Genomic DNA, 22623 nt, shown 5'->3' on the forward strand with positions numbered 1-22623 from the left:
TTATTGATTAGTGGCTCGGGGCGGTGCCCTTCGCGGAGACGAGCCGCTAGTTCACGGCTCGACCTGGCTTCGAGTATATGCACAAAGCGATACAAAACAAGAGTGAAAAATAATATTTACGTGTCTTTTTGTGGTGAGAATGGCGCGGGCATGCGGTCGTGGGATTCCCCGAGCCATGCTCAGGGCTAGCTTTATTCGGCGTTCTTGACGTGTTTATGGGGTTTGCGCAGGGGTGCCTGGCATCCGATACAGAAACTGGCGCTTTTCTATGTTTTTCTTATGTGATACAAAAAATGAAACGAAGCGTGTTTATTTGCGCCATTTTCAAGGCCTGTATGGGTCGAGGAGTTCTTCATGTCCACGCAAGCCCAGGTTGCCGCTATCGAGTTGTTCGAGCGTCACCGCCCGACCCTGCAACGTGCCGTCGAGGCCATTGGCGAGCGGGGCTACTGGTCGCCGTTCCCCGAGAGCCTCAAGCAGTACCCGGAGGCCTCGGTGCAGAACGCGCAGGCGCAATTCGAGGCGCTGCTGGGGCGGCATTTCGAGCTGGAAGGGCCGGACCCGCTGGCGCGAGTAGGGAGCGAGCGCTCCCCTTATGGGCTGGAATTGGGCGTGAGCTACGACCAGTACGATGCCGATGCGCTGATGACGCGCCTGCAGGCGGCTCTGCCGGCCTGGCGTGATGCCGGGCCGCGCGCGCGCCTGGGGGCCTGCATGGAAATACTGCAGCGTCTCAATGCGCTGAGCCCGACGCTGGCGCATGCCGTGATGCATACCAGTGGGCAGGCCTACATGATGGCGTTCCAGGCTGGCGGGCCGCATGCCCAGGATCGTGCTCTGGAAGTGCTGGCCTATGCCTGGCAGGCCATGGCCGCGGTGCCGGAGACTGCCAGCTGGATCAAGCCACAGGGCAAGCAGGCGCCGCTGCTGTTGAACAAGCGCTGGCACATCGTGCCGCGTGGCCTGGCGTTGGTGATCGGCTGTTCCACCTTCCCGACTTGGAACACCTACCCCGGGCTGTTCGCCAGCCTGGTCAGCGGCAACCCGGTCATGGTCAAGGCGCACCCGGGCGCCATCCTGCCGCTGGCGATGAGCGTCAAGGTGGCGCAACAGGTGCTGGCTGAGCTGGGCTTCGATCCGGCCCTGGTCAGTCTTGTGGTCGATACTCCCGAGGCCCCCGTGAGTCAGCGCCTGGCGCTGGATGCGCGGGTGAAGTTGGTGGATTTCACCGGCTCCAGCGCCTTCGGCAACTGGCTGGAGGCCAATGCGCGGCAGGCTCAGGTCTTCACCGAGAAAGCTGGCATCAACAGCGTGATCATCGACAGCGTGCGGGATTTCCAGGCCGTGGCGCGCAACCTGGCGCTCTCCCTGAACCTCTATTCCGGGCAGATGTGCACCACCCCGCAGGCCATCTACGTGCCACGCGGCGGTATCGCCACTGCCGACGGCCATCTGTCCTTCGACGAGGTGGCCCAGGGCCTGGCTGGCGCCATCCGTGACTTTCTCGGCGACAACGAGCGCGCCTGCGCGGTGCTCGGCGCCATCCAGTCGGACGCTACTGCCGAGCGTATCCAGGCTTGCCGGAGGCTGGGTGAACTACTGCTCGACAGCGAAGTTCGCGAGCATCCGCAATTTCCGGGGGCGCGCGTGCACACGCCGCTGCTGTTGCAGGTCGATGCCAGCGCCAGGGAGGCCTATGGCGAAGAACGTTTTGGCCCCATCGCCTTCGTCATCGCCACCGACGACAGTGCCCACAGCCTGCAACTCGCCGGTGAGCTGATCGCCGAGAAAGGCGCCCTGACCCTGGGCGTCTACAGCACCGACGACAAGGTGCTGGAGCGTGCCGAAGCGCTGTCCCAGGAGGTGGCGGTGGCATTGTCGATCAACCTCGATGGCGGCGTGCTGGTCAACCAGTCGGCTGCCTTCAGTGACTTTCATGCCAGCGGCGGCAACCCGGCGGCGAACGCCTCGATTACCGACATGGCCTTCGTCGTGCGGCGTTTCGTCGTGGTGCAGAGTCGCCGTCATGTCGCTGCCTGGGAGCGTGCCGATGACCTGCTATAGCCTCGATGGCCTGGTGCCTGTGGTGCACCCCACGGCCTACGTACATCCCAGCGCGGTGTTGATCGGCGACGTGATCATCGGCCCGGGCTGCTATGTCGGGCCGTTGGCCAGTCTGCGTGGCGATTTCGGCCGGATCATCCTCGAAGAAGGCGCCAACATCCAGGACACCTGCGTCATGCATGGCTTTCCCGACAGCGACACCGTGGTCGGGCGCAATGGCCATATCGGCCACGGCGCCGTGCTGCATGGCTGCCAAATTGGCGAAGACGTACTGGTGGGCATGAATGCCGTGGTGATGGATGGCGCCGAGATCGCCGCGCGCTCCTTCGTTTCTGCCACTGCCTTCGTCAAGGCAGGTTTCAGCTGCCCCGAGCAGTCACTGGTGATGGGCGCGCCGGCGCAGGTCAAACGCAGCCTCAGCGATGAGGAAGTGGCCTGGAAACGCACAGGCACCCATGAATACCAGGTGCTGGCTCGGCGTTGCATGGAGAGCCTCGCGGTCTGCGAACCGCTGCCGGCCGTCGAGGCGCAGCGGCCACGCATCGCCGACCGGGGACTGCGGCCCAAGGGGAGTTCGTCGCCATGAGCCCGCTGAACTCGAAACGGCGCCCCGCGCCGATGGTCATGCCGAAGTACCAGCGGGTATATTCGGCATCTTTTCCGCTTCCAGAATGCCCATGACTTCGCTTGCTCCCTTGGACCAACTCATCACCCGCTTCCAGCAGCAGACGCCGATTCGCGCCAGCTCGCTGATCATCACCCTGTACGGCGATGCCATAGAACCCCATGGCGGTACCGTGTGGCTGGGTAGCCTGATTCAGTTGCTCGAGCCCATGGGCATCAACGAGCGGCTGATCCGCACCTCGATCTTTCGTTTGACCAAGGAAGGCTGGTTGAGCGCCGAGAAGGTCGGGCGGCGCAGTTACTACAGCCTGACCGGCGCCGGTCGGCGCCGCTTCGAGAAGGCCTTCAAGCGGGTCTACAGCTCCAGTGTGCCGGTGTGGGACGGTGCCTGGTGCCTGGTGGTGCTTTCGCAGTTGTCGCAGGACAAGCGCAAACAGGTGCGCGAAGAGCTGGAGTGGCAAGGTTTTGGTGCAATCGCGCCGACGGTGCTGGCCAACCCCCGCTGCGACCGGGTCGACGTCAGCGCGACGCTGCAGGAGCTCGATGCCCTGGACGACAGCATCATCTTCGAGACCCGCACCCAGGATGTCCTGGCTTCGAGAGCGCTACGCGCCCAGGTTCGCGAGAGCTGGAACATCGATGAGCTGGGCAGGCATTACAGTGAATTCATCCAGCTGTTCCGCCCGCTGTGGAAGGAGCTGAGGGAGCAGGAAAGCCTGAAGCCTGCAGACTGCTTTCTGGCGCGAACCTTGCTGATCCATGAGTATCGCCGGTTGCTGCTGCGCGATCCGCAGTTGCCGGATGAGCTCCTCCCGGGCGACTGGGAAGGGCGTGCTGCACGTCAGCTGTGTCGCAATATTTACCGTCTCATCTATTGCAGTGCCGAGGCCTGGCTGAATGCCACGCTGGAAACGGCCGATGGCCCTCTGCCTGATGCCAGTGAAAGTTTCTATCAGCGTTTCGGAGGGCTAAAGTAGTAACTGCTGACGGTAACAATCTGGCACAGCGGCAACCTATAACAAGATCCAGCCGAGTGTGAGGCTCTAAAGCCATGACGATCTTACGAGCAGAAATAGCCGGCCGCTTCGATGGCTGGCTGCATGACGTCAATCAAGTGTGCGGGCATTTCGATGCCCAATGCCTGGGTGAAGGATTCTCCGGCTCCATCCGTGAGCACCAGACGGGTGCGCTGAGATTGAGTTTCGTTGACATTACCCAGGCGCGCCTGTTTCGCTCGTCGAAGGAAATAGCGCAGAGTGACTGCAAGCATTTCTACCTGGTGTCCCAGTTGTCGGGGCGTGCAGGCATGGAGCAAGCGGGTAACTGCGTGGAAATGCAGCCAGGCGATATCACCCTGATCGACTCCAGCGTGCCGAACAATTTTCTCTACGAGGATTCTTCGCGGCAGATCTCCCTGATCCTTCCGCGCCACCTGCTTGAGCAGAGTCGGCGCTTCACCGAAGTGCATTGCGCTCAGCGCATTCCCGCCAGCGCGCCGATGGCGGCAATGGCCAACCGCCTGATTCTCGAGTCGACCCAGCAGGGTGCGCTGAGCGTCAGCGAGAGCGAGGCGACCCTTGAGGCGCTGGTCAGCCTGTTGCGGCCCGTATTGTGTGCCAGCGACAGCGTTCCCGACGCCCACGAGCGGCTGTTCCGCAAGACGCTGCGTTTCATTGACGAACATATCTGCAGCGAGGAGCTCTGCCCGGAGGCCATCGCCCGGGAGGTGGGTGTTTCGATGCGGGGTCTGTATCGCATGTTCGCCAAGAAGGGCCTGGTCGTGGCGCAGTACATCAAGAACCGGCGCTTGGACTTCTGCGCCGAGACGCTGCGTCAGGCCGGCAGCGAGCAGAAGCTCTCGGCTCTGGGCTACGAATGGGGTTTTACCGACTCCAGCTACTTCTCCACGGCCTTCAAGGCGCGCTTCGGGGTATCCCCGAGCGATTACCGCAAGCGCTACAGCGGGCGCTAGGCGCAGCCTGTATCAGTCGTGCGCGTGGCCGCCGGCCTCTGTCAGGGGCTGGCGCGGCGCTTTTCCCATTTTGGCAAGTTGGCAAAGGGGCCTGGCACAGGCAATAAAACCCCCTCGCTGCCGAGCGAGGACAATCCAGAGGGCAAACGGCTGAGTTTGGCGACATCGCCGCTGGCCTGTTCAGAAACTGGATGATGTGAGGTTCTGCTTTGAAAACCCTAACCAAGCTGGCCGGCCTTGGCTGCCTGCTGCTGTCTGCGCCTGTGTTCGCGGCGCAATGCACCACTGCGCAGCAGCACAAGGGTGAGGCGCTGTTTACCAGCGAATGCTCGGTGTGCCATTCGGTCGCCGTGGGCGGTGCCACCAAGATGGGGCCGAATCTCAAGGGCCTGTTTGGTCGAACCTCGGGGAGTCTGCCTGGTTTCAGCTATTCCCAGGCGATGAAGGCGAAGGCGGTCGAATGGCAGATGCAAAGCCTGGAGCAGTTCATCGCTTCACCTCAGGCATTCGTGGCCGGTACCTACATGCCCTACATGGGCCTGGCGAATGCCGAGGATCGCCAGGCAGTGGCGTGCTTCCTGAGCACGCAGAAGTAACCCGAGCAGCGGGCACTGCAGCGCAACTGCCCGTCGTTTCAATCTCATCGGCTGCACCCGCGCGCATGCAGCAAGGCGCCCGACCAGCGAATCTGGCCGGGCGCCCTACCCTCAGTAGCGAATGAGCACCGACTTCAGCTCGGTATAGTCATCGATGAAGGCGCTGCCGAACTCGCGCCCCATGCCGGATGCCTTGATGCCGCCGAAGGGCACCGATGGGTCGAGGAAGGTGTGCATGTTGACGTAGACCGTGCCTGCCTCGATCTGCGGGATCAGGCGCAGCGCACGGGACAGGTCGTTGGTCCAGATGCTGGCGGTGAGGCCGAAGGGCGAGTCATTGATCAGTGCCGGCAGTTCATCCACTTCGTCGTAAGGCACTACGCAGAGAATCGGGCCGAAGGTTTCCTCGTGCAGGAAGCGATCCTGCGGGCCGTTGGCCAGGAGCACGGTGGGTTCGACGTAGAAGCCCGAGCCCGCAAGCGGGTTGCCGCCACAGATGACCTGGTTGTCATGGCGGGCCGCGGCGAGAAATTGCGACACCTTGTCGAACTGCGGCTTGTTGGCCAGCGGGCCGAACTGCACGCTCTCGTCCAGTGGCGAGCCAATGCTCATGCCCTTCACCGCTGCGGCGAACTTGGCCAGGGTTTCATCGAGCTGCGAGCGGTGCACATAGATGCGCTCCGGCGAGGCGCAGACCTGGCCCTGGTGCACGTAGCCCGTCTGGATCAGGCCGGCCACGGCGGCATCGATATCCGCATCGGGCAAGAGTGCGGCGGCGTTCTTGCCGCCCAGCTCCAGGGTCACGCGGGTCAGGTTGGCGGCCATTGCGCTCTGACCGACCTTGAGGCCCGTTGGGACCGAGCCGGTGAACGAAACCTTGGCTACCTTGGGGTGTTCGATCAGCTGGGCACCGACTTCACCCGTACCGTTGACCACGTTCAGTACGCCTGCCGGTAAGCCTGCTTCTATGGCCAGTTCGGCCAGGCGCAGCAGGGTGATCGGGGTGAATTCGCTCGGCTTGAGGATCAGCGTGCAGCCGGTTGCTAGGGCTGCGCCGAGCTTCCAGATGGCGATCATTACCGAGAAATTCCAGGGCACGATGCCCGCGACCACGCCGACTGGCTCACGGCGCGTCATGGCGGTGTACTGCTCGCCGGCCATGGACGGGAACGACGGGGTCATGGTCTCGCCGCTGATCTTGGTCGCCCAGCCGGCGTAGTAGCGCAGGAAGATGGCGCTCTGGCCGACTTCGAACATGCGCGAGAGGTGGATGGATTTGCCCGAGCACAGGGTTTCCAGCTGCGCCAGTTCCTCGCCGTTGGCTTCCATCAGGTCGGCCAGGCGGTTGAGGACCACGCCGCGCTGATAAGGCGAAGTCTGTGCCCACTCGCCCTTGAAGCTGCGCCGGGCGGCCGCGACGGCCGACTCGACCTCGTCGGCGGTGGCGCAGGTGATCTGTGCGATCACTTCGCCGTTGGCCGGGTTGACGATGGGAACGTGCCGGCTGGAGGTGCCCGCGCGGTACTGGCCGTCGATGAAGTGGCCGTGATCGCGTTGCAGGTATTGGCGTACTTTGGGCAGTAACTGAATTTCGCTCATGGGGTCTCCTGAGGGGCTTGAGTGGCCCGAGCTTGTTGGTATTGGCGGGGCCTCGTAGGGGAATTTGCTGCTTTGTCGCTGTGCTGCTTGCCGCGCCCTATCCAGGGCGCGCATGCCGAGAGCGCCTCAATCGCCTGGGGCTTCAATAGCGGTTCCTCTTCAGGTCCTGCCAGGCTTCATCGAGGATCTTGCGTTGTGAGGTGGGCACGCTCTCGAGCAGATAACTGCGTCGTCTTTGATCGGTCGTCAGCACCTGTGCCGGGTGCGCTTTTGCGAAGCTCTGCATGGCTGGCGTCTCGTTAGGCAGCGGTGCATAGAAACGAGAGTTGAGCGCGTTGCGCAGTGCGATTGGCGGGTCGATCAGGAAATCGAGCAGGCGGTAGGCCAGTTGCGGGTTGGCGGCATCGCTCGGGATCGCCAGGGTATCGATGAAGATCGCCGCGCCTTCTTCCGGAATGCGGTAGACGAGCTTCGGATTGTCCTGCATCGCACGCACGGCATGGCCGCTCCAGGCCATGGCCAGACACAGCTTGCCGTTTATGAGGTCGTCGACGAAGTCCCAGTTGTTCATCGTGCGAATGAACGGCGTGACGGCCTTCAATCCGTCCAGTTGCTTGATCAACTGGCGGTTGGTGATACGCGACAGGCGCCGCCCGCGGTAGTTGAGCAGCACTGATGAGGTCTCATCGGAAGCGTCCAGCATCGCTACGCCGCATGTGCTGAGCCGTTCTGTTTCGGCGGCCTCGAACATCAGCTTCCAGCTGTTGGGCGGGGGAGCGCCGTAGCTGGCTTGCGCCAGGTCTGGGGCGATTACCAGCCCGGTGGAGCCCCATAGATAGGGCACCGCGTAACGGTTGGCCTGTGGCAGGCCGGCGAGAATCGTCAGCAGCCAGGGGTCGAGTTCGGCGTAGTGCGTCAGCTGCCCGGTATCCAACGGCGTCAGCCGCTGCTCCTCGATCAGTTGTTCGAGCATGAAATGGCTCGGCATCACCAGGTCATAGTGCGAGCCATCACTGAGCGCCTGGCGCAACTCGTCGGTGCTGGTATAGGTCTGGTAATCGACGGTAATACCGGTTTGCTGCTGAAAATCTCTGAGCACGTCAGGGGCCAGGTAGTCCTTCCACCCGTACACGCGCACTACCTGTTCGGCATGCGCCTGAGCGATGGTTGCCAGCAGAGCGAGCAAGGCAAGCAGTACTTTCATCGGGCACCTCCGCAGGCATTGACGTTCGTCCAGCGTTCAAACTGCCGAGTGCTGGACTTCTGCAAGCCATTTAAGCCAGATCGGCCCGCTGGAGTTTGCTTCTGGGTGCCAAGTTCTGGTGTCGGTGTGCCAAACGATCACGGGTTGCGGCCGGGGCGATAAGCACCTGCATGCGGGCAGGCCAATGCGCGTGCGGCCCAGTTGCTGCTTCTGGAGAATGAGCGAGCTGCTTTGGTATGGCGGTAGCCGGAACGAGCAGGAGATGGGCAACGAGTTAAAAGGCGCGTCGCGGGCGGATCTCATCGTTGCCGTATGACGTCTATCAGACGGCGCCTTGAGTTGAGTGGCTGCAGAAACAAAAAGGCCCCAGATTTTCATCTGGGGCCTTTCGCTATCTGGCGCACTCGGCGGGATTCGAACCCACGACCCCTGCCTTCGGAGGGCAGTACTCTATCCAGCTGAGCTACGAGTGCGTTGCGGGGCGCAATCATACGCATCTCGGCGGTTAGCGTCCATTCTGCATGGCTGTGCATTATTTAAAACGCACTTTACACTTTTGCGCTGCCAGAACGGCCTTCTGAGAAGTTTTTGCCATTATTTTATGGATTTTCCTTGGCCGCCTATTGCCCTTTACCCTTGCCGATCCTAGGATTCGTTTGAGATTTCAAACGGCGTGTTCAGTCATTCTGAACCCTCGCACGTTCAACGGTTCTGAATCCATTATCAGGCCCCGCACGGCTCGTTTCGACCTTGCGGGCTCTGCCCGTGACTCCAACGACTTACGCCGACGCCCGGGTGTCGGAACTGAAGGAGACTGCCATGCAACTGAAAGACCCCCAGCTGCTGCGCCAACAGGCTTATATCGATGGCCAGTGGTTGGACGCCGACAGCGGTCAGACCATTGCCGTGAACAACCCGGCCACTGGCGAGATCATTGGCCATGTGCCGAAGATGGGCCGTGCTGAGACCCGCCGCGCCATCGAGGCCGCCGAGAAGGCGCTGCCGGCCTGGCGTGCGCTGACCGCCAAGGAGCGTGCGAACAAGCTGCGTCGCTGGTTCGAGCTGCTGATGGAAAACCAGGATGACCTCGGCCGCCTGATGACCCTGGAGCAGGGCAAGCCGCTGGCCGAAGCCAAGGGCGAGATTGCCTATGCTGCGTCGTTCATCGAGTGGTTCGCCGAAGAAGCCAAGCGCGTCTACGGCGACGTGATCCCGGGCCACCAGCCGGACAAGCGTCTGATCGTGATCAAGCAGCCGATCGGCGTCACCGCCGCCATTACCCCGTGGAACTTCCCCGCCGCGATGATCACCCGCAAGGCCGGTCCGGCACTGGCCGCCGGTTGCACCATGGTGATCAAGCCGGCTTCGCAGACCCCGTTCTCCGCCCTGGCCCTGGTCGAGCTGGCCGAGCGCGCCGGCATCCCCAAAGGCGTGCTGAGCGTGGTCACCGGCAGCGCCGGCGAAGTGGGTGGCGAGCTGACCAGCAACCCGATCGTGCGCAAGCTGTCCTTCACCGGCTCGACCGAGATCGGTCGCCAGCTGATGGCCGAATGCGCCCAGGACATCAAGAAGGTGTCGCTGGAACTGGGTGGTAACGCGCCGTTCATCGTCTTCGATGACGCCGACCTGGACGCTGCCGTCGAAGGCGCGCTGATCTCCAAGTACCGCAACAACGGCCAGACCTGCGTCTGCGCCAACCGCATCTACGTGCAGGACGGTGTCTACGAGGCCTTCGCCGAGAAGCTGATCGCCGCCGTGGCGAAGCTGAAGATCGGCAACGGTCTGGAAGACGGCACCACCACCGGTCCGCTGATCGACGAGAAGGCCGTGGCCAAGGTTCAGGAGCACATCGCCGATGCCGTGAACAAGGGCGCCAAGCTGGCCCTGGGCGGTAAGCCGCACGCCCTCGGTGGCACCTTCTTCGAGCCGACCATTCTGCTCGACGTGCCGAAGACCGCCGCCGTGGCCAAGGAAGAGACCTTCGGCCCGCTGGCGCCGCTGTTCCGCTTCAAGGACGAGGCCGAGGTGGTCGCCATGGCCAACGATACCGAGTTCGGCCTGGCCTCCTACTTCTATGCCCGCGATCTGGGCCGCGTGTTCCGCGTGGCCGAGGCGCTGGAGTACGGCATGGTGGGTATCAACACCGGCCTGATCTCCAACGAAGTCGCGCCGTTCGGCGGTGTGAAGGCTTCCGGCCTGGGCCGCGAAGGATCCAAGTACGGGATCGAGGACTATCTCGAGATCAAGTACATGTGCCTGGGCGGCATCTAGTCGCTGCTGCACTCGGTCGGGCGTCGTTGGTGCAAACTGGAAAATGCTCATTGGCTACAGCCAACTGCGCTTTTCCCGCTTGCGCCGCCTAGCCCGACCATCGCTCGCGACGCGCCTGGCGCTTTGAGCTGGAGCGTAGCGAGCCAGAATTTCCCCCGCCTCCGGCGGCCCGACGCAGTCGATCATCGTATGCTGCGGCGAACCACCTCCAGAGGCATTTCCTTGCAACCGAGCCGCCCGATGACGGCCATGAGGACACCATGAGCAAGACCAACGAATCCCTGCTGCAACGCCGCCAGGCCGCCGTACCGCGCGGTGTCGGTCAGATCCACCCGATCGTCGCCGAGCGCGCCGAGAACGCCACCGTGTGGGACGTCGAAGGCCGCGAGTACATCGACTTCGCCGGCGGCATTGCGGTGCTGAACACCGGCCACCTGCACCCGAAAGTGGTCGCCGCCGTTCAGGAACAGCTGACCAAGCTGAGCCACACCTGCTTCCAGGTGCTGGCCTACGAGCCCTACATCGAGCTCTGCGAAGAGATCGCCAAGCGCGTGCCGGGTGACTTCGCCAAGAAGACCCTGCTGGTCACCTCCGGCTCCGAAGCCGTGGAGAACGCGGTGAAGATCGCCCGTGCCGCCACTGGCCGCGCCGGCGTGATTGCCTTCACCGGCGCCTACCACGGCCGCACCATGATGACCCTGTCGCTGACCGGCAAGGTGGTGCCGTACTCCGCCGGCATGGGCCTGATGCCCGCTGGCGTGTACCGCGCCCAGGCGCCGTGCCCGCTGCATGGTGTGAGCGAGGACGAGTCCATCGCCAGCATCGAGCGCGTCTTCAAGAACGACGCGCAGCCGCAGGACATCGCCGCGATCATCATCGAGCCGGTGCAGGGTGAGGGTGGCTTCTACGTCAACTCCAAGCCGTTCATGCAGCGCCTGCGTGCCCTGTGCGACCAGCACGGCATCCTCCTGATCGCTGACGAAGTGCAGACTGGCGCTGGCCGTACCGGCACCTTCTTCGCCACCGAGCAACTGGGCGTGATCCCGGACCTGACCACCTTCGCCAAGTCCGTTGGCGGCGGCTTCCCGATCTCCGGTGTATGCGGCAAGGCCGAGATCATGGACAAGATCGCCCCCGGTGGCCTGGGGGGCACCTACGCTGGCAGCCCGATTGCCTGCGCCGCGGCCCTGGCCGTGCTCAAGGTGTTCGACGAAGAGAAGCTGCTGGAGCGCTCCAACCTCGTCGGCGAGAAGCTCAAGGCGGGCCTGAACAAGATTGCCGAGAAGCACAAGGTGATCGGTGATGTGCGCGGCCTGGGTTCGATGGTCGCCATCGAGCTGTTCGAAGGCGGTGACCACAGCAAGCCGGCTGCCGAGCTGGTTGGCAAGATCGTCGCCAAGGCGCGCGACAAGGGCCTGATCCTGCTGTCGTGCGGCACTTACTACAACGTCATCCGCTTCCTGATGCCCGTCACCATCCCTGACGCGCAGCTGGAGAAGGGCATCGCCATAGTCGCCGAGTGTTTCGACGAACTGGCCTGAGTCGTTCCTGCTGTACCTGCGCCCGTGGCTGACCGCACCGGGCGCACCTGAGACCCGCCGCGTGCGGGTCTTTTTGTCTGGAGCCAGGGGCTTCGGCCCTGGCCAGTCGCCGCTGAAGCGCCTGCCACAGGTGCGCTACAGCCTGTGGGAGGGGCTTTAGCCGCGACGGATTCCCTACCCGCTGCATCCGGGCTACGGCTGGGCTCAGTGTCCTCGGCTCAGCGAGTCGAGTTGCTGGCTGACGTCATGGCTGGCTCGCTCCATCTGCGCCACAGCCTGCAGGGTGCGCGACCAATCCTGGTTCTGCGCGGCGTGCAGGGCTTCGTGCGCAGCCTCATGCACCTGGCGATGTGGAGCCTCCAGTTGCTGATAACCGCGCGTCTTGCCGTAACGAGCGACGGTTTCGCCATCCTGATACCAGCGGCCCAGGCGGCAGCTCTGGTGGTCGGTCATCCCGGTATTGCTGTCGTTGCGCAGCAGGCGCTGGTAGACCTCGAACTTGAACAGCAGGTGGTCGAGTTTGACCGCTTCGCAGAAGGAGCCGAGGGCGATGCGCTCGATCAGGGCATTCATGTGCTCGCCCAATTCGACCATCCGATCTAGTGTGCTCGCCGACTGCGAGACGTCACCGGACAGCCGTGAGGCCTCGCTGGACAGTTGACCGATGGCACTGCTGGCGCGCTCGGTTTCCTGGTTGATGCTGGCGACGAGCTGGCTGATCTCCTGGGTGGCCTGATGGGTGCGCTGCGCCAGGGCCCGCACCTCATCAGCGACCACGGCAAAGCCACGACCCTGCTCGCCGGCGCGGGCCGCTTCGATGGCGGCGTTGAGGGCCAGCAGGTTGGTCTGGTCGGAAATGGCCTTGATCAGCTCGACGATGCGGCTGATGTCGCCGACCCGCCCCTGCAACAGTTCGACGCTCTGCACGCTCTGCACGCCCTGCTCGGACATGCCGCCGAGTGCGTTGGAAAAACCGGCGAGCAGGGTCGAGGTTTGCTGGAACACGCCTTGGTGCTCACGCTGCTTTTCGACCTCGACACGCAACTGTTCCGCTTGCGCGACTACGCCGTCACGGGTGGCCGAGAGTGACTCCTGGAAGTTGTTCAGTTCGACCTGCAGTTGCTCGCGAAAGCGGCTCATGGCGTTGAGTCGATGCTGCTCCTGCTGCGTCTGTCGCTGCAGTTCGCGGGCATCCTCCAGCTCGCGCTGCATGGCCTGCTTCTCGGCAACAAGACGCTCGACCTGATTCTGTAGGTCTTGGCATTGCTGGCGCAATTTACGGTCGAACATGGGGTGCTACTCCAGGCGGGAAACTACGGATGACGTTGGTCTTTGTTATCGGTATCAAATTATCGAGCTGTAGCCCGTACGCCGCATTGACGCCGAGCAGCAATGCAGACGGAAAAAAGCCCGCACATGGCGGGCTAGAGGGAGACACGCAACTGGAGTTCGGGAACTTACTTGGGCTCGAAGATTACATACACCTTGCGGCAGGTTTCGAGTACTTCCCAGGTGCCGGAGAAACCGGCGGGAATCACGAAACGGTCGCCAGCGCGTACGGTCTTGGCATTGCCGTCGGCGTCACGCAGCACGGAAACGCCCTGGAGAATCTCGCAGTATTCGTGTTCGGTGTAGCTCACCTTCCACTGACCGACTGCGCCTTCCCAGATGCCGGTGCTGAACTGGCCGCACGGGCTGCTGTAGTGATTGCGCACGCTTTGCTCGGGGTCGCCCTTGAGCACCTTTTCTGGCGCCGGGCGGTAGTGTTCGGCGGCCGTGCCGGCCTGGGCGAAGTCGACGATCTGCTCGATGTTCATCTGGCTGTTCCGTGGTTTCGGTGGCGGCTACCGCGCGATCGGCAGGGCGGCCGCGGGTGAAATCGTGGTAGCAGTCTATGTTTAAAAAAACGAACATGACAAGGGCTTTTTCCAGTCTTTGTCAAAAATATTGAAAAGCCACAGCCCTCTGGTTTAGTGTGGCGGACAGGATTTGGCCAGCGATCTGGCCTTGCAGAATTATTGACAGTGCGCGCCCCTTTGGGCGCCGCTTCCACCCATTGAGAGGATGCCGGAATGACTAGCCTGACTCGTGCCGACTGGGAACAGCGTGCCAAGACCCTGACCATCGAAACGCGTGCGTTCGTACATGGTGAGTACCGTGCCGCCGCGTCCGGCGCCACCTTCGAATGCATCAGCCCGGTCGATGGCCGCTTGCTCGGCCTGGTGGCCAGCTGTGACCAGGCCGACGCCGACCTGGCGGTCAAGGACGCCCGCGCCACCTTCGACTCTGGCGTGTGGTCACGCATGGCGCCGGCCCAGCGCAAGAAGGTGATGATCCGTTTTGCTGCGCTGATCGAGCAGCATGGCGAAGAGCTGGCTCTGCTGGAAACCCTGGACATGGGCAAGCCGATCAGCGATTCGCTGAGCATCGACGTCAGCAGCGCGGCCAATGCCATTCGCTGGAGCGGCGAGGCCATCGACAAGGTCTATGACGAAGTCGCCGCCACGCCGCATGACCAGCTCGGGCTGGTTACCCGCGAGCCGGTGGGTGTGGTCGCCGCCATCGTGCCGTGGAACTTCCCGCTGCTGATGTCCTGCTGGAAGCTCGGCCCGGCGCTGGCCACCGGTAACTCGATCATCCTCAAGCCGTCCGAGAAATCGCCGCTGACCGGCATCCGTGTCGCCCAGCTGGCCATCGAGGCGGGTATTCCGGCGGGCGTATTCAACGTGCTGCCTGGCTTCGGCCACACCGTGGGCAAGGCTCTGGCCCTGCACATGGACGTCGACACCCTGGTGTTCACCGGGTCGACCAAGATCGCCAAGCAACTGATGGTTTACGCCGGCGAGTCGAACATGAAGCGCGTCTGGCTGGAAGCCGGCGGCAAGAGCCCGAACATCGTCTTCGCCGACGCGCCGGACCTGCAGGCCGCAGCCGAGTCAGCCGCCAGCGCCATCGCCTTCAACCAGGGCGAAGTGTGCACCGCCGGCTCGCGCCTGCTGGTGGAAAACAGCATCAAGGACCAGTTCGTGCCCATGGTGGTCGAGGCGATCAAGGCCTGGAAACCGGGCAACCCGCTGGACCCGGCGACCACCGTTGGCGCGCTGGTCGACACCACGCAGATGAACAACGTGCTGAGCTACATCCAGGCTGGCCATGACGATGGCGCCAAGCTGGTGGCCGGCGGCAAGCGAGTGCTGGAAGAGAGCGGCGGCACCTACGTCGAGCCGACCATCTTCGACGGTGTGAACAACGCCATGCGCATCGCCAAGGAAGAGATCTTCGGCCCGGTGCTGTCGGTGATCGGTTTCGACAATCAGGACGAAGCCATCGCCATCGCCAACGACACCGTCTACGGCCTGGCCGCAGCGGTATGGACCAGCAATCTGTCGCGCGCCCACCTGGTCGGCAAGGCGCTGCGCGCCGGCAGTGTGTGGATCAACCAGTATGACGGCGGCGACATGACCGCACCGTTCGGTGGCTTCAAGCAGTCCGGTAACGGCCGCGACAAGTCGCTGCATGCGTTCGACAAGTACACCGAGCTGAAGTCCACCTGGATCAAGCTGTAAGGATAGCGGGGCGATCTACTGGTCGTCGGCCAGGTAATCGGCTTCCCTCTCCCATTCATGGCAGAGGGGCTGGGGGAGAGGGCCGAGAACGCAGCGACACTACTGGCTATATCGCTCCCGAAACCTGCGGCCGGGCTCCCTTAGGGAGTCCGGCCGTTGTCTTTGCAGCCGCTCGTCAACCAAGGAATTTGGCAATGCGTTGGGGCACCTATTTCGCCGTCTGCTCGGCAGTCATCAGCATCGGTCTGGCACTGGGCGTGACCATGCCACTGGTCTCGTTGCGCCTGGAAAGCTGGGGCTACGACTCCTTCGCCATCGGCGTGATGGCGGCGACTCCGGCCGTCGGCGTGCTGCTCGGCGCCTTGCTGGCCGGTCGCCTGGCGGCGCGCTTCGGCACCACCGTGCTGATGCAGCTGTGCCTGCTGCTGGGCGCACTGTCGGTAGCGGGGCTGGCGCTGGTGCAGAACTACGCGGTGTGGGTCGGCCTGCGCCTGTTCATCGGTGTGGCCCTGACCGTGGTGTTCATCCTTGGCGAAAGCTGGATCAACCAGCTGGCGGTGGAGAAGTGGCGCGGTCGGCTGGTGGCGCTGTACGGCACCGGTTATGCCCTCAGCCAGCTCAGTGGACCGTTGTTGCTGACGGCGCTCGGTACGGCCACCGACGCCGGTTTCTGGACGGGCGTATGCCTTTTGATCGGCGGCTCGCTGATTCTGCTCGGGCGCAGTGGCGCACCCCAGGTGGACGCGCACAGCGCTTCGGGGCGCGGGTTGCTGGTGTTCTGCCGCAAGCTGCCGGCGATTGCCTGGGCGGTGATGCTGTTCGCTGCCTTCGAAGCCATGATGCTGACCCTGCTGCCGGTCTATGGCCTGCGTCAGGGTTTCACCCAGGAGGTGGCGCTGTTCATGGTCAGCGTGGTGGTGGTCGGCGATGCGGTGTTGCAACTGCCCATTGGCTGGCTGGCCGACCGCATGTCGCGACAGTTGCTGTTCCGCGCCTGCGGCAGTGTGCTGCTGGTCTCCAGTCTGGCGATTCCGCCGTTGCTGCATACGCCGATCATCTGGCCGGTGCTGGTGGCCTTCGGGGCCAGTGCGGGCGGTCTGTTCACCCTGTCGCTGATCATGATCGGCGAGCGCTATCGCGATGACGAGCTGGTGCGCGCTAATGCCCATGTCGCCCAGCTGTGGGGCCTGGGCTGCCTGATCGGGCCGCTGACCACCGGCGCGGTCAGCCAGTGGCTGAGCGGCCACGCGCTGCCGCTGCTGATGGCCGTCGGGGCCTTCGTGTTCATCATCCTCGCCAGCCGGCAGGGCGCCTTCAGCGAGATAGAAACGGCGGGTGCGGCGCGCTCCTGACGCGGTTCAGCGCCACTGCCCGAGGTCCTGCGTCTGCTGCAGGTCGGCCTCTTCGATCAGCTCGGCGATGGTCGCGCCGATCTGCTTCACCGCCGCCTCGATCACTTCGCTCGGCGGTTCGGCGTAGTTGAGGCGGATGCAGTTACGGTATTTGCCCGCCGCAGAGAAGATGCTGCCCGGCGCGATCTGAATCTTGTGCGGCAGCAGGGCGCGATTGAGCTTCAGGCTGTCGAAACCCTGCGGCATCTCCACCCACAGCATGAAGCTGCCCTGCGGGCGACTGACCCGCGTGCCGGCCGGGAAGTAGCGGCTGACCCAATCCACCATCAGGTCGCGGCTGCGCAGGTACTGCGCGCGCATTCGCCGCAGGTGCGGTTCGTAGTGCCCGTCCTTGAGGTACTCGGCGATGGCCAGCTGCGGCAGTTGCGCGGTGCTGCCGGTGCCCAGGTACTTCATGTGCACCACCTGCTCCAGATAACGCCCGGGGGCGATCCAGCCGACCCGCAGGCCCGGCGCCAGAGTCTTGGAGAACGAGCTGCAGAACAGCACGCGGCCGTCCTCATCGAAGGACTTGATGCTGCGCGGGCGCGGGTAACTGTAGGCGAGGTCGGCGTAGACATCGTCCTCGATGATGGCCACGTCGAAGCGCTGCGCCAGAGCCACCAGTGCGCGCTTGTTGGCGTCGGGCATGATGTAGCCGAGCGGATTGTTGCAGTTCGGGGTGAGCTGGATGGCCTTGATCGGCCACTGTTCCAGGGCCATTTCCAGGGCGTCGAGGTTGATCCCGGTGAGTGGATCGGTGGGCAGTTCCAGGGCCTTCATGCCGAAGCCCTTGAGCGCCTGCATCACGCCATGGAAGCTCGGCGAGTCGACCGCGACGATATCGCCGGGCTGGCAAATGGCACGTACCGCGGCCGACAGCGCCTCGTGACAGCCGGTGGTGATCACCAGGTCCTCGGCGGCCAGCCGGCAGCCAGAGTCGAGCATCAGCCGGGCGATCTGCTCGCGCAGGCGGATATCGCCACGAATACCGCCGTAGGTGAGCACGTCCGGATCCTGCCGGCGCGCCTGACGCGACAGGTTGCGCAGCAGCGGTTTCAGCGTTGGGCCGCCTATGTCCGGGCGACCGCGACCCAGCTGCAGTATGTCGTGCTGCGGTGAGCTGCTGATCAGCTCCAGCACGTGGTCCCACTGCGATACCTCGACCGGCCGCTGCGCTGCCCGGCTGATCTGCGGCAGTGCGGGCATCTGTCGCCCCAGCGGTACGAAGTAGCCGGACTTCGGCCGTGGCGAGGCCAGGCCCATGTCCTCCAGATGGCGGTAGGCCTGCTGCACCGTGCTGAGGCTGACGCCATGCTCCTGGCTGAGGCTGCGTACCGACGGTAGGCGGTCGCCAGGGCGGTACAGCCCCTGCTCGATGCGGGTGCCGAGCAGCTCGGCCAGGTTCAGATAGAGCGTCATGACAGTCGTCCGGTTGGCGTGGGGTATGTGAGCTTGGACCAGTACAGATCAGTGCGAAAATTCCCATTCAGGGAAAAAAAGCGAAATCTGTATGGGGTTAATAAGAGTTTTTTGGATCTGTCATGGCTTTTCTGCTGACGGCATTCTGATCTCCCATGACAGAAGGCTAGGGGAGCGCAAAGATGACTGGGTTCAGCAAGACAGATTTTGCCGCAGCGGGTGAGCTTGTACGGGGCGCGACAGGGCAGGGCGAAGCTCGCTACTTCGGGCGCGACTGGCCGGCCTTCTGGCGGCGCCTGAACACCCGCCGTGTGCTGCTCAAGCTCAACGACCAGCAACTGCGCGACATCGGCCTCAGCCGCGCGCAGGCCGAGCGCGAGGCGAACCTGCCGTTCTGGAAGTTGTAGCCCGGAAGCAAGCCGGGTTGCGTCGCTGCATCGCCTGCGTAGGAGCGGCTTCAGCCGCGAATCCCTACAGCAGCTCTTTCAGCCGGTGCCAGGCCATGCCCAGCGCCAGCAGTGGCGAGCGCAGGTGCTTGCCGCCAGGGAAGGTCATGTGCGGCACCTGAGCGAACAGCTCGAAACCGCTGCTTTCCTGGCCGGCGATGGCCTCGGCGAGCAGCTTGCCGGCCAGGTGCGTGGCGTTGACGCCGTGGCCGGCATACGCCTGGGCGTGGAACACGTTGGGCTGCTCCTTGAGTCGGCCGATCTGCGGCAGGCGGTTGGCGCCGATGCCGATCATGCCGCCCCACTGGTAGTCGATGCGCACGTCGGCCAGCTGCGGGAAGACCTTGAGCATCTTCGGTCTCATGTAGCCGGCGATATCGGCCGGATCACGCCCGGAATAGTGGCAGGCGCCGCCGAACAGCAGGCGCCGGTCGGCGGAGAGGCGGTAGTAGTCCACCGTCACGCGCTGGTCGCACAGCGCCATGTTCTGCGGGATCAGTTGGCGCGCCTGCGCTTCGGAGAGCTGTTCGGTAGCGATGACGTAGCTGCCGGCCGGGAGCACCTTGCCGCTGAGGGTCGGGTTGAGGCCACTGATATAGGCGTTGCAGGCCAGCACCAGGTACTTGGCGCGCACCTGGCCATTGGCGGTGTGCACGCGCACCTCGCTGCCGTAGTCGATGCGGGTCACCGCTGACTCTTCGAACAGCTGTACGCCCAGCGACTGGGCGGCGGCGGCTTCACCGAGCGCCAGGTTGAGTGGGTGCAGGTGGCCCGAGCCCATGTCGATCATGGCGCCGTGATAGTTGTCTGAGCCGACCACCTCATGAATGCGCTCCTTCGGCAGCATGCGCAGCTCGTGACGATAGCCGAGGCTCTCCAGCTCGGCCTTGTCTTCGGCGAAGCCCTCCAGATGCGCCGGCTTGTTGGCCAGGTCGCAGTAGCCCCAGGTCAGGTCGCAGTCGATCTGAAAGCGCTCGACGCGCTCGCGCACGATCTCCACTGCCTCCAGGCCCATCAGCTTGAACTGGCGCACGCCGTCCTTGCCCACCACCGATTCGAACTGCTCGACATCATGGCCGACGCCGCGAATCAGTTGCCCACCGTTGCGGCCGCTGGCGCCCCAGCCGATCTGGCGTGCTTCCAGCAGCGCCACCGACAGGCCTTTCTGGGCCAGCTCGATGGCCGTGTTCAGGCCGCTGAAACCGCCACCGACGATGCACACGTCCACCTGCAGCTCACCACCCAGGGGTGGGTAGGCCTGCTGGCGGTTGACGCTGGCGGCGTAGTAGGAGGCGGCATGCTGCGGGCTGTGGACGGGCTGTTGAACGCGGGCGTTCATGTGCGAAATCCTGATTTCGTTGTGTGGAAAATTCAACGCAGGATAAGCGCGTGATCCGTCCGACGCCAAGAGACAAGGAGAAAAAAGCCTGCTGCGACTGCTTGTGCATGTGGCCTGCCGGCGCTGAAACACCTCCCACATGCAGCGCCACGGCATTGTGGGAGGAGCTTTAGCCGCGACCAGACAGATCGCATTGCATTCGGGCCTGCGTGGCGCAGTAAACTGCCGCCTTCGCCTCAGGACGACACCGATGAGTTGCACCGACCGCAAGATCGACTACCTGCGCCGGCAGATTCCGCGCTTCGACTGCATACCTGGCTGTCACGACTGCTGCGGGCCGGTTACGGCGTCGTCCGAGGAGCTGGCGCGCCTGCCGGTCAAGAGCGATGCCGAACATGATGCGGCGCTCGCCGAGTACAACTGCGTACACCTGGGGCCCAATGGCTGCGAGGTCTATGACCAGCGTCCGCTGATCTGCCGCCTGTTCGGCACTACGCCAAAGCTGCCCTGCCCGCATGGCCGTGGACCTGAGCAGCCCATCGAGCCGGCAGTGGAGCGTCAGGTGCACCGCCTGATCGCCAGCACGCGCCAGCGGCTGGTGTAAACGCCCCGCCTAGCGCTCACTCCGGCACCGGCAGCGCCAGGCTCTCCTTCACCTCTTCCATGACGATATAGCTCTTCGATTCGCGCACGTGCGGCAGCTTGAGCAGGATGTCGCCGAGCAGCTTGCGGTAGCTGGCCATCTCGTTGATGCGCGCCTTCACCAGGTAGTCGAAGTCGCCGGACACGAGGTGGCATTCCAGCACGTGCGGCAGCTTGAGCACGGCGCGGCGGAATTCCTCGAAGGTGTCGCCGGACTTGTAGTCCAGGCTGATTTCGACGAACACCAGCAGGTTGGCCTTGAGGTGCTGCGGGTTGAGGCGGGCGTGGTAGCCCATGATGATGCCCTCGCGCTCCAGGCGGCGTACGCGCTCGGTGCAAGGCGTGGTCGACAGCCCTACGCGCTCGCCCAGCTCGGTGAAGCTGATGCGCCCGTCCTCCTGCAGGATGCGGAGGATGTTGCGGTCGATCTTGTCCAGTTCACGACGGCTTTGATGCTGGGTTCTCATGGTGAATCCGCCTCTGTAAAACGGCTTTTTGCCAAGAATTCTCGCCAAATATAGCCGTGTATATGGTGAAAAGCACTGCACGGCTCTTCCTATACTGCGCCCATCGACAACAATGGCCTGTAACGCACGTGCCTTGGGCGCGGCGGGGAGAAAAACATGCGTGTTCTGGTTCTCGGCAGCGGTGTAATTGGTACCGCCAGTGCTTACTACCTCGCCCGTCAGGGTTTCGAGGTGGTGGTGGTCGACCGTCAGAACGGCCCGGCGTTGGAAACCAGCTTCGCCAACGCCGGCCAGGTGTCTCCCGGCTATGCCTCGCCCTGGGCCGCTCCGGGCGTGCCGCTGAAGGCCATCAAGTGGTTGCTGCAGAAACACGCCCCGCTGGCGATCAAGGCCACCGGTGACGTCGACCAGTACCTGTGGATGGCGCAGATGCTGCGCAACTGCACCGCCAGCCGCTATGCGATCAACAAAGAGCGCATGGTGCGCCTGTCCGAGTACAGCCGCGACTGCCTCGACGAGCTGCGTGCCGAGACCGGCATCGCCTATGAAGGCCGCCAGCTCGGCACCACCCAGTTGTTCCGCACCCAGGCCCAGGTCGATGCCGCCGCCAAGGACATCGCCGTGCTGGAAGCCTCCGGCGTGCCGTTCGAGCTGCTCGACCGCGACGGCATCGCCCGCGTCGAACCGGCCCTGGCTGGCGTCAAACACAAGCTGGCCGGCGCCCTGCGTCTGCCCAACGACCAGACTGGCGACTGCCAGATGTTCACCACCAAGCTGGCGGACATGGCCAAGGCGCTGGGCGTCGAATTCCGTTTCGGCCAGAACATCCAACGTCTGGACGCCGTGGGCGACCGTATCAATGGCGTGTGGATCGATGGCAAGCTGGAAACCGCCGACCGCTACGTGCTGGCTCTCGGCAGCTACAGCCCGCAACTGCTCAAGCCGCTGGGCGTGCGCGCTCCGGTCTATCCGCTCAAGGGCTATTCGCTGACCGTGCCGATCGTCAACGCCGAGATGGCGCCGAACTCCACCATTCTCGACGAGACCTACAAGGTTGCCATCACCCGTTTCGATGGCCGCATCCGTGTCGGTGGCATGGCCGAGATCGCCGGTTTCGACCTGTCGCTCAACCCGCGTCGTCGCGAGACCCTGGAGATGATCACCGCCGACCTCTACCCGGAGGGCGGCGACCTGCAGCGCGCCGATTTCTGGACCGGTCTGCGTCCGGCCACGCCCGATGGCACGCCGATCGTCGGCGCCACCGCGTACCGCAACCTGTTCCTCAATACCGGTCACGGCACCCTGGGCTGGACCATGGCCTGCGGCTCCGGTCGCCTGCTTGCCGACCTGATGGCCAACAAGCGCCCGCAGATCAGCGCCGACGGCCTGGATATCTCGCGTTATTCGCGCACGGCGCGTGAAGTGCAGGGCGCACCGCAGCCGCTGCGCACCTGATAGCCTTCGCGCTTTCGCAATCCA

19 protein-coding genes and 1 tRNA gene are annotated in these 22623 nt (G+C 63.8%); 12 read left to right on the top strand and 8 right to left on the bottom strand.

The genetic code is table 11. From position 1 onward, the window contains the following. The first annotated feature begins 354 nt into the window (after nucleotides 1–354). The 5 genes from paaN to PCLY_RS00495 all read left to right on the top strand — a co-directional run bounded on the left by paaN (nucleotide 355) and on the right by PCLY_RS00495 (nucleotide 5256). Complete coding sequence (paaN, locus tag PCLY_RS00475; protein WP_061237263.1) at nucleotides 355–2064, top strand: phenylacetic acid degradation protein PaaN; 1710 nt, start codon at nucleotides 355–357, stop codon at nucleotides 2062–2064. Further along, nucleotides 2051–2650, top strand: coding sequence for a phenylacetic acid degradation protein PaaY (gene paaY / locus PCLY_RS00480; RefSeq protein ID WP_061237265.1), 600 nt, complete (start codon nucleotides 2051–2053; stop codon nucleotides 2648–2650). The genes paaN and paaY overlap by 14 nt, the downstream gene beginning before the upstream one ends. 91 nt (nucleotides 2651–2741) lie before the next feature. Beyond that, the gene (paaX, locus tag PCLY_RS00485) at nucleotides 2742–3665 is read left to right on the top strand and encodes a phenylacetic acid degradation operon negative regulatory protein PaaX (RefSeq protein WP_061237267.1); all 924 of its coding nucleotides are present in this window, start codon (nucleotides 2742–2744) and stop codon (nucleotides 3663–3665) included. 74 nt (nucleotides 3666–3739) lie between these two features. Beyond that, nucleotides 3740–4660, top strand: a complete 921-nt coding sequence (gene feaR, locus PCLY_RS00490) for a transcriptional regulator FeaR (protein WP_061237269.1) — start codon at nucleotides 3740–3742, stop codon at nucleotides 4658–4660. Nucleotides 4661–4869: 209 nt separating this feature from the next. Beyond that, nucleotides 4870–5256 carry a c-type cytochrome gene (locus PCLY_RS00495; protein ID WP_061237271.1) on the top strand — a complete coding sequence of 129 codons (387 nt, stop codon included), beginning with the start codon at nucleotides 4870–4872 and terminating at the stop codon, nucleotides 5254–5256. A 111-nt stretch (nucleotides 5257–5367) separates the two neighbouring features. On the opposite strand, the gene PCLY_RS00500 is transcribed toward PCLY_RS00495, so the two are convergent. The 3 genes from PCLY_RS00500 to PCLY_RS00510 form a co-directional block, all read right to left on the bottom strand. Further along, nucleotides 5368–6855 carry an aldehyde dehydrogenase family protein gene (locus tag PCLY_RS00500; protein WP_061237272.1) on the bottom strand — a complete coding sequence of 496 codons (1488 nt, stop codon included), beginning with the start codon at nucleotides 6853–6855 and terminating at the stop codon, nucleotides 5368–5370. Nucleotides 6856–6997: 142 nt separating this feature from the next. Next, complete coding sequence (locus PCLY_RS00505) at nucleotides 6998–8059, bottom strand: extracellular solute-binding protein (RefSeq protein ID WP_061237274.1); 1062 nt, start codon at nucleotides 8057–8059, stop codon at nucleotides 6998–7000. Between the two features lie 396 nt (nucleotides 8060–8455). Next, nucleotides 8456–8532: transfer RNA gene (locus PCLY_RS00510), tRNA-Arg, on the bottom strand. A gap of 346 nt (nucleotides 8533–8878) precedes the next feature. Here PCLY_RS00510 and gabD point away from each other — a divergent pair. Both gabD and gabT read left to right on the top strand, forming a co-directional pair. Next, on the top strand, nucleotides 8879–10330 hold the full coding sequence (gabD, locus tag PCLY_RS00515) for an NADP-dependent succinate-semialdehyde dehydrogenase (protein WP_061237276.1): 1452 nt from the start codon (nucleotides 8879–8881) through the stop codon (nucleotides 10328–10330). A gap of 260 nt (nucleotides 10331–10590) precedes the next feature. Beyond that, a complete protein-coding gene (gene gabT, locus PCLY_RS00520; protein ID WP_061237278.1) occupies nucleotides 10591–11871 on the top strand; it encodes a 4-aminobutyrate--2-oxoglutarate transaminase in 1281 nt (426 codons plus the stop codon). A gap of 204 nt (nucleotides 11872–12075) precedes the next feature. Here gabT and PCLY_RS25270 read toward each other — a convergent pair whose 3' ends face one another. Next, complete coding sequence (locus PCLY_RS25270) at nucleotides 12076–13161, bottom strand: methyl-accepting chemotaxis protein (RefSeq protein ID WP_082767986.1); 1086 nt, start codon at nucleotides 13159–13161, stop codon at nucleotides 12076–12078. A gap of 167 nt (nucleotides 13162–13328) precedes the next feature. After that, nucleotides 13329–13688 carry a cupin domain-containing protein gene (locus PCLY_RS00530; RefSeq protein ID WP_061237282.1) on the bottom strand — a complete coding sequence of 120 codons (360 nt, stop codon included), beginning with the start codon at nucleotides 13686–13688 and terminating at the stop codon, nucleotides 13329–13331. A gap of 255 nt (nucleotides 13689–13943) precedes the next feature. On the opposite strand from PCLY_RS00530, the gene PCLY_RS00535 reads away from it, so the two are divergent. Both PCLY_RS00535 and PCLY_RS00540 read left to right on the top strand, forming a co-directional pair. Then, the gene (locus PCLY_RS00535; protein WP_061237284.1) at nucleotides 13944–15437 is read left to right on the top strand and encodes an aldehyde dehydrogenase; all 1494 of its coding nucleotides are present in this window, start codon (nucleotides 13944–13946) and stop codon (nucleotides 15435–15437) included. A gap of 194 nt (nucleotides 15438–15631) precedes the next feature. Then, the gene (locus PCLY_RS00540) at nucleotides 15632–16789 is read left to right on the top strand and encodes an MFS transporter (RefSeq protein WP_061237286.1); all 1158 of its coding nucleotides are present in this window, start codon (nucleotides 15632–15634) and stop codon (nucleotides 16787–16789) included. Between the two features lie 6 nt (nucleotides 16790–16795). On the opposite strand, the gene PCLY_RS00545 is transcribed toward PCLY_RS00540, so the two are convergent. Next, nucleotides 16796–18250: an aminotransferase-like domain-containing protein gene (locus tag PCLY_RS00545; RefSeq protein ID WP_061237288.1), complete on the bottom strand. Its 1455-nt coding sequence runs from the start codon at nucleotides 18248–18250 to the stop codon at nucleotides 16796–16798. A 182-nt stretch (nucleotides 18251–18432) separates the two neighbouring features. Here PCLY_RS00545 and PCLY_RS00550 point away from each other — a divergent pair, with 182 nt between their 5' ends. Further along, entirely contained in the window at nucleotides 18433–18657 is a 225-nt protein-coding gene (locus PCLY_RS00550; RefSeq protein WP_061237290.1) for a DUF1127 domain-containing protein, read from the top strand. Nucleotides 18658–18721: 64 nt separating this feature from the next. Here PCLY_RS00550 and PCLY_RS00555 read toward each other — a convergent pair whose 3' ends face one another. Further along, nucleotides 18722–20035 (bottom strand): NAD(P)/FAD-dependent oxidoreductase, encoded by a 1314-nt coding sequence (locus PCLY_RS00555; RefSeq protein ID WP_061237292.1) that lies wholly within the window; start codon nucleotides 20033–20035, stop codon nucleotides 18722–18724. Nucleotides 20036–20285: 250 nt separating this feature from the next. Here PCLY_RS00555 and PCLY_RS00560 point away from each other — a divergent pair, with 250 nt between their 5' ends. Beyond that, a complete protein-coding gene (locus PCLY_RS00560) occupies nucleotides 20286–20639 on the top strand; it encodes a YkgJ family cysteine cluster protein (protein WP_061237294.1) in 354 nt (117 codons plus the stop codon). Nucleotides 20640–20655: 16 nt separating this feature from the next. On the opposite strand, the gene dadR is transcribed toward PCLY_RS00560, so the two are convergent. Continuing rightward, entirely contained in the window at nucleotides 20656–21144 is a 489-nt protein-coding gene (gene dadR, locus PCLY_RS00565) for a transcriptional regulator DadR (RefSeq protein ID WP_013713454.1), read from the bottom strand. A gap of 156 nt (nucleotides 21145–21300) precedes the next feature. On the opposite strand from dadR, the gene dadA reads away from it, so the two are divergent. After that, nucleotides 21301–22599 (top strand): D-amino acid dehydrogenase, encoded by a 1299-nt coding sequence (dadA, locus tag PCLY_RS00570; RefSeq protein ID WP_061237296.1) that lies wholly within the window; start codon nucleotides 21301–21303, stop codon nucleotides 22597–22599. Nucleotides 22600–22623 lie beyond the last annotated feature (24 nt).

Origin of the sequence: Ectopseudomonas composti (assembly GCF_001567565.1) — a bacterium.
GTDB classification, from domain to species: domain Bacteria; phylum Pseudomonadota; class Gammaproteobacteria; order Pseudomonadales; family Pseudomonadaceae; genus Aquipseudomonas; species Aquipseudomonas composti_A.

Coding starts and splice junctions, on each gene's coding strand:
- paaN (WP_061237263.1), top strand. CDS start 355: ATGTCCACGCAAGCCCAGGTTGCCGCTATCGAGTTGTTCGAGCGTCAC.
- paaY (WP_061237265.1), top strand. CDS start 2,051: ATGACCTGCTATAGCCTCGATGGCCTGGTGCCTGTGGTGCACCCCACG.
- paaX (WP_061237267.1), top strand. CDS start 2,742: ATGACTTCGCTTGCTCCCTTGGACCAACTCATCACCCGCTTCCAGCAG.
- feaR (WP_061237269.1), top strand. CDS start 3,740: ATGACGATCTTACGAGCAGAAATAGCCGGCCGCTTCGATGGCTGGCTG.
- PCLY_RS00500 (WP_061237272.1), bottom strand. CDS start 6,855: ATGAGCGAAATTCAGTTACTGCCCAAAGTACGCCAATACCTGCAACGC.
- PCLY_RS00505 (WP_061237274.1), bottom strand. CDS start 8,059: ATGAAAGTACTGCTTGCCTTGCTCGCTCTGCTGGCAACCATCGCTCAG.
- gabD (WP_061237276.1), top strand. CDS start 8,879: ATGCAACTGAAAGACCCCCAGCTGCTGCGCCAACAGGCTTATATCGAT.
- gabT (WP_061237278.1), top strand. CDS start 10,591: ATGAGCAAGACCAACGAATCCCTGCTGCAACGCCGCCAGGCCGCCGTA.
- PCLY_RS25270 (WP_082767986.1), bottom strand. CDS start 13,161: ATGTTCGACCGTAAATTGCGCCAGCAATGCCAAGACCTACAGAATCAG.
- PCLY_RS00530 (WP_061237282.1), bottom strand. CDS start 13,688: ATGAACATCGAGCAGATCGTCGACTTCGCCCAGGCCGGCACGGCCGCC.
- PCLY_RS00535 (WP_061237284.1), top strand. CDS start 13,944: ATGACTAGCCTGACTCGTGCCGACTGGGAACAGCGTGCCAAGACCCTG.
- PCLY_RS00540 (WP_061237286.1), top strand. CDS start 15,632: ATGCGTTGGGGCACCTATTTCGCCGTCTGCTCGGCAGTCATCAGCATC.
- PCLY_RS00545 (WP_061237288.1), bottom strand. CDS start 18,250: ATGACGCTCTATCTGAACCTGGCCGAGCTGCTCGGCACCCGCATCGAG.
- PCLY_RS00550 (WP_061237290.1), top strand. CDS start 18,433: ATGACTGGGTTCAGCAAGACAGATTTTGCCGCAGCGGGTGAGCTTGTA.
- PCLY_RS00555 (WP_061237292.1), bottom strand. CDS start 20,035: ATGAACGCCCGCGTTCAACAGCCCGTCCACAGCCCGCAGCATGCCGCC.
- PCLY_RS00560 (WP_061237294.1), top strand. CDS start 20,286: ATGAGTTGCACCGACCGCAAGATCGACTACCTGCGCCGGCAGATTCCG.
- dadR (WP_013713454.1), bottom strand. CDS start 21,144: ATGAGAACCCAGCATCAAAGCCGTCGTGAACTGGACAAGATCGACCGC.
- dadA (WP_061237296.1), top strand. CDS start 21,301: ATGCGTGTTCTGGTTCTCGGCAGCGGTGTAATTGGTACCGCCAGTGCT.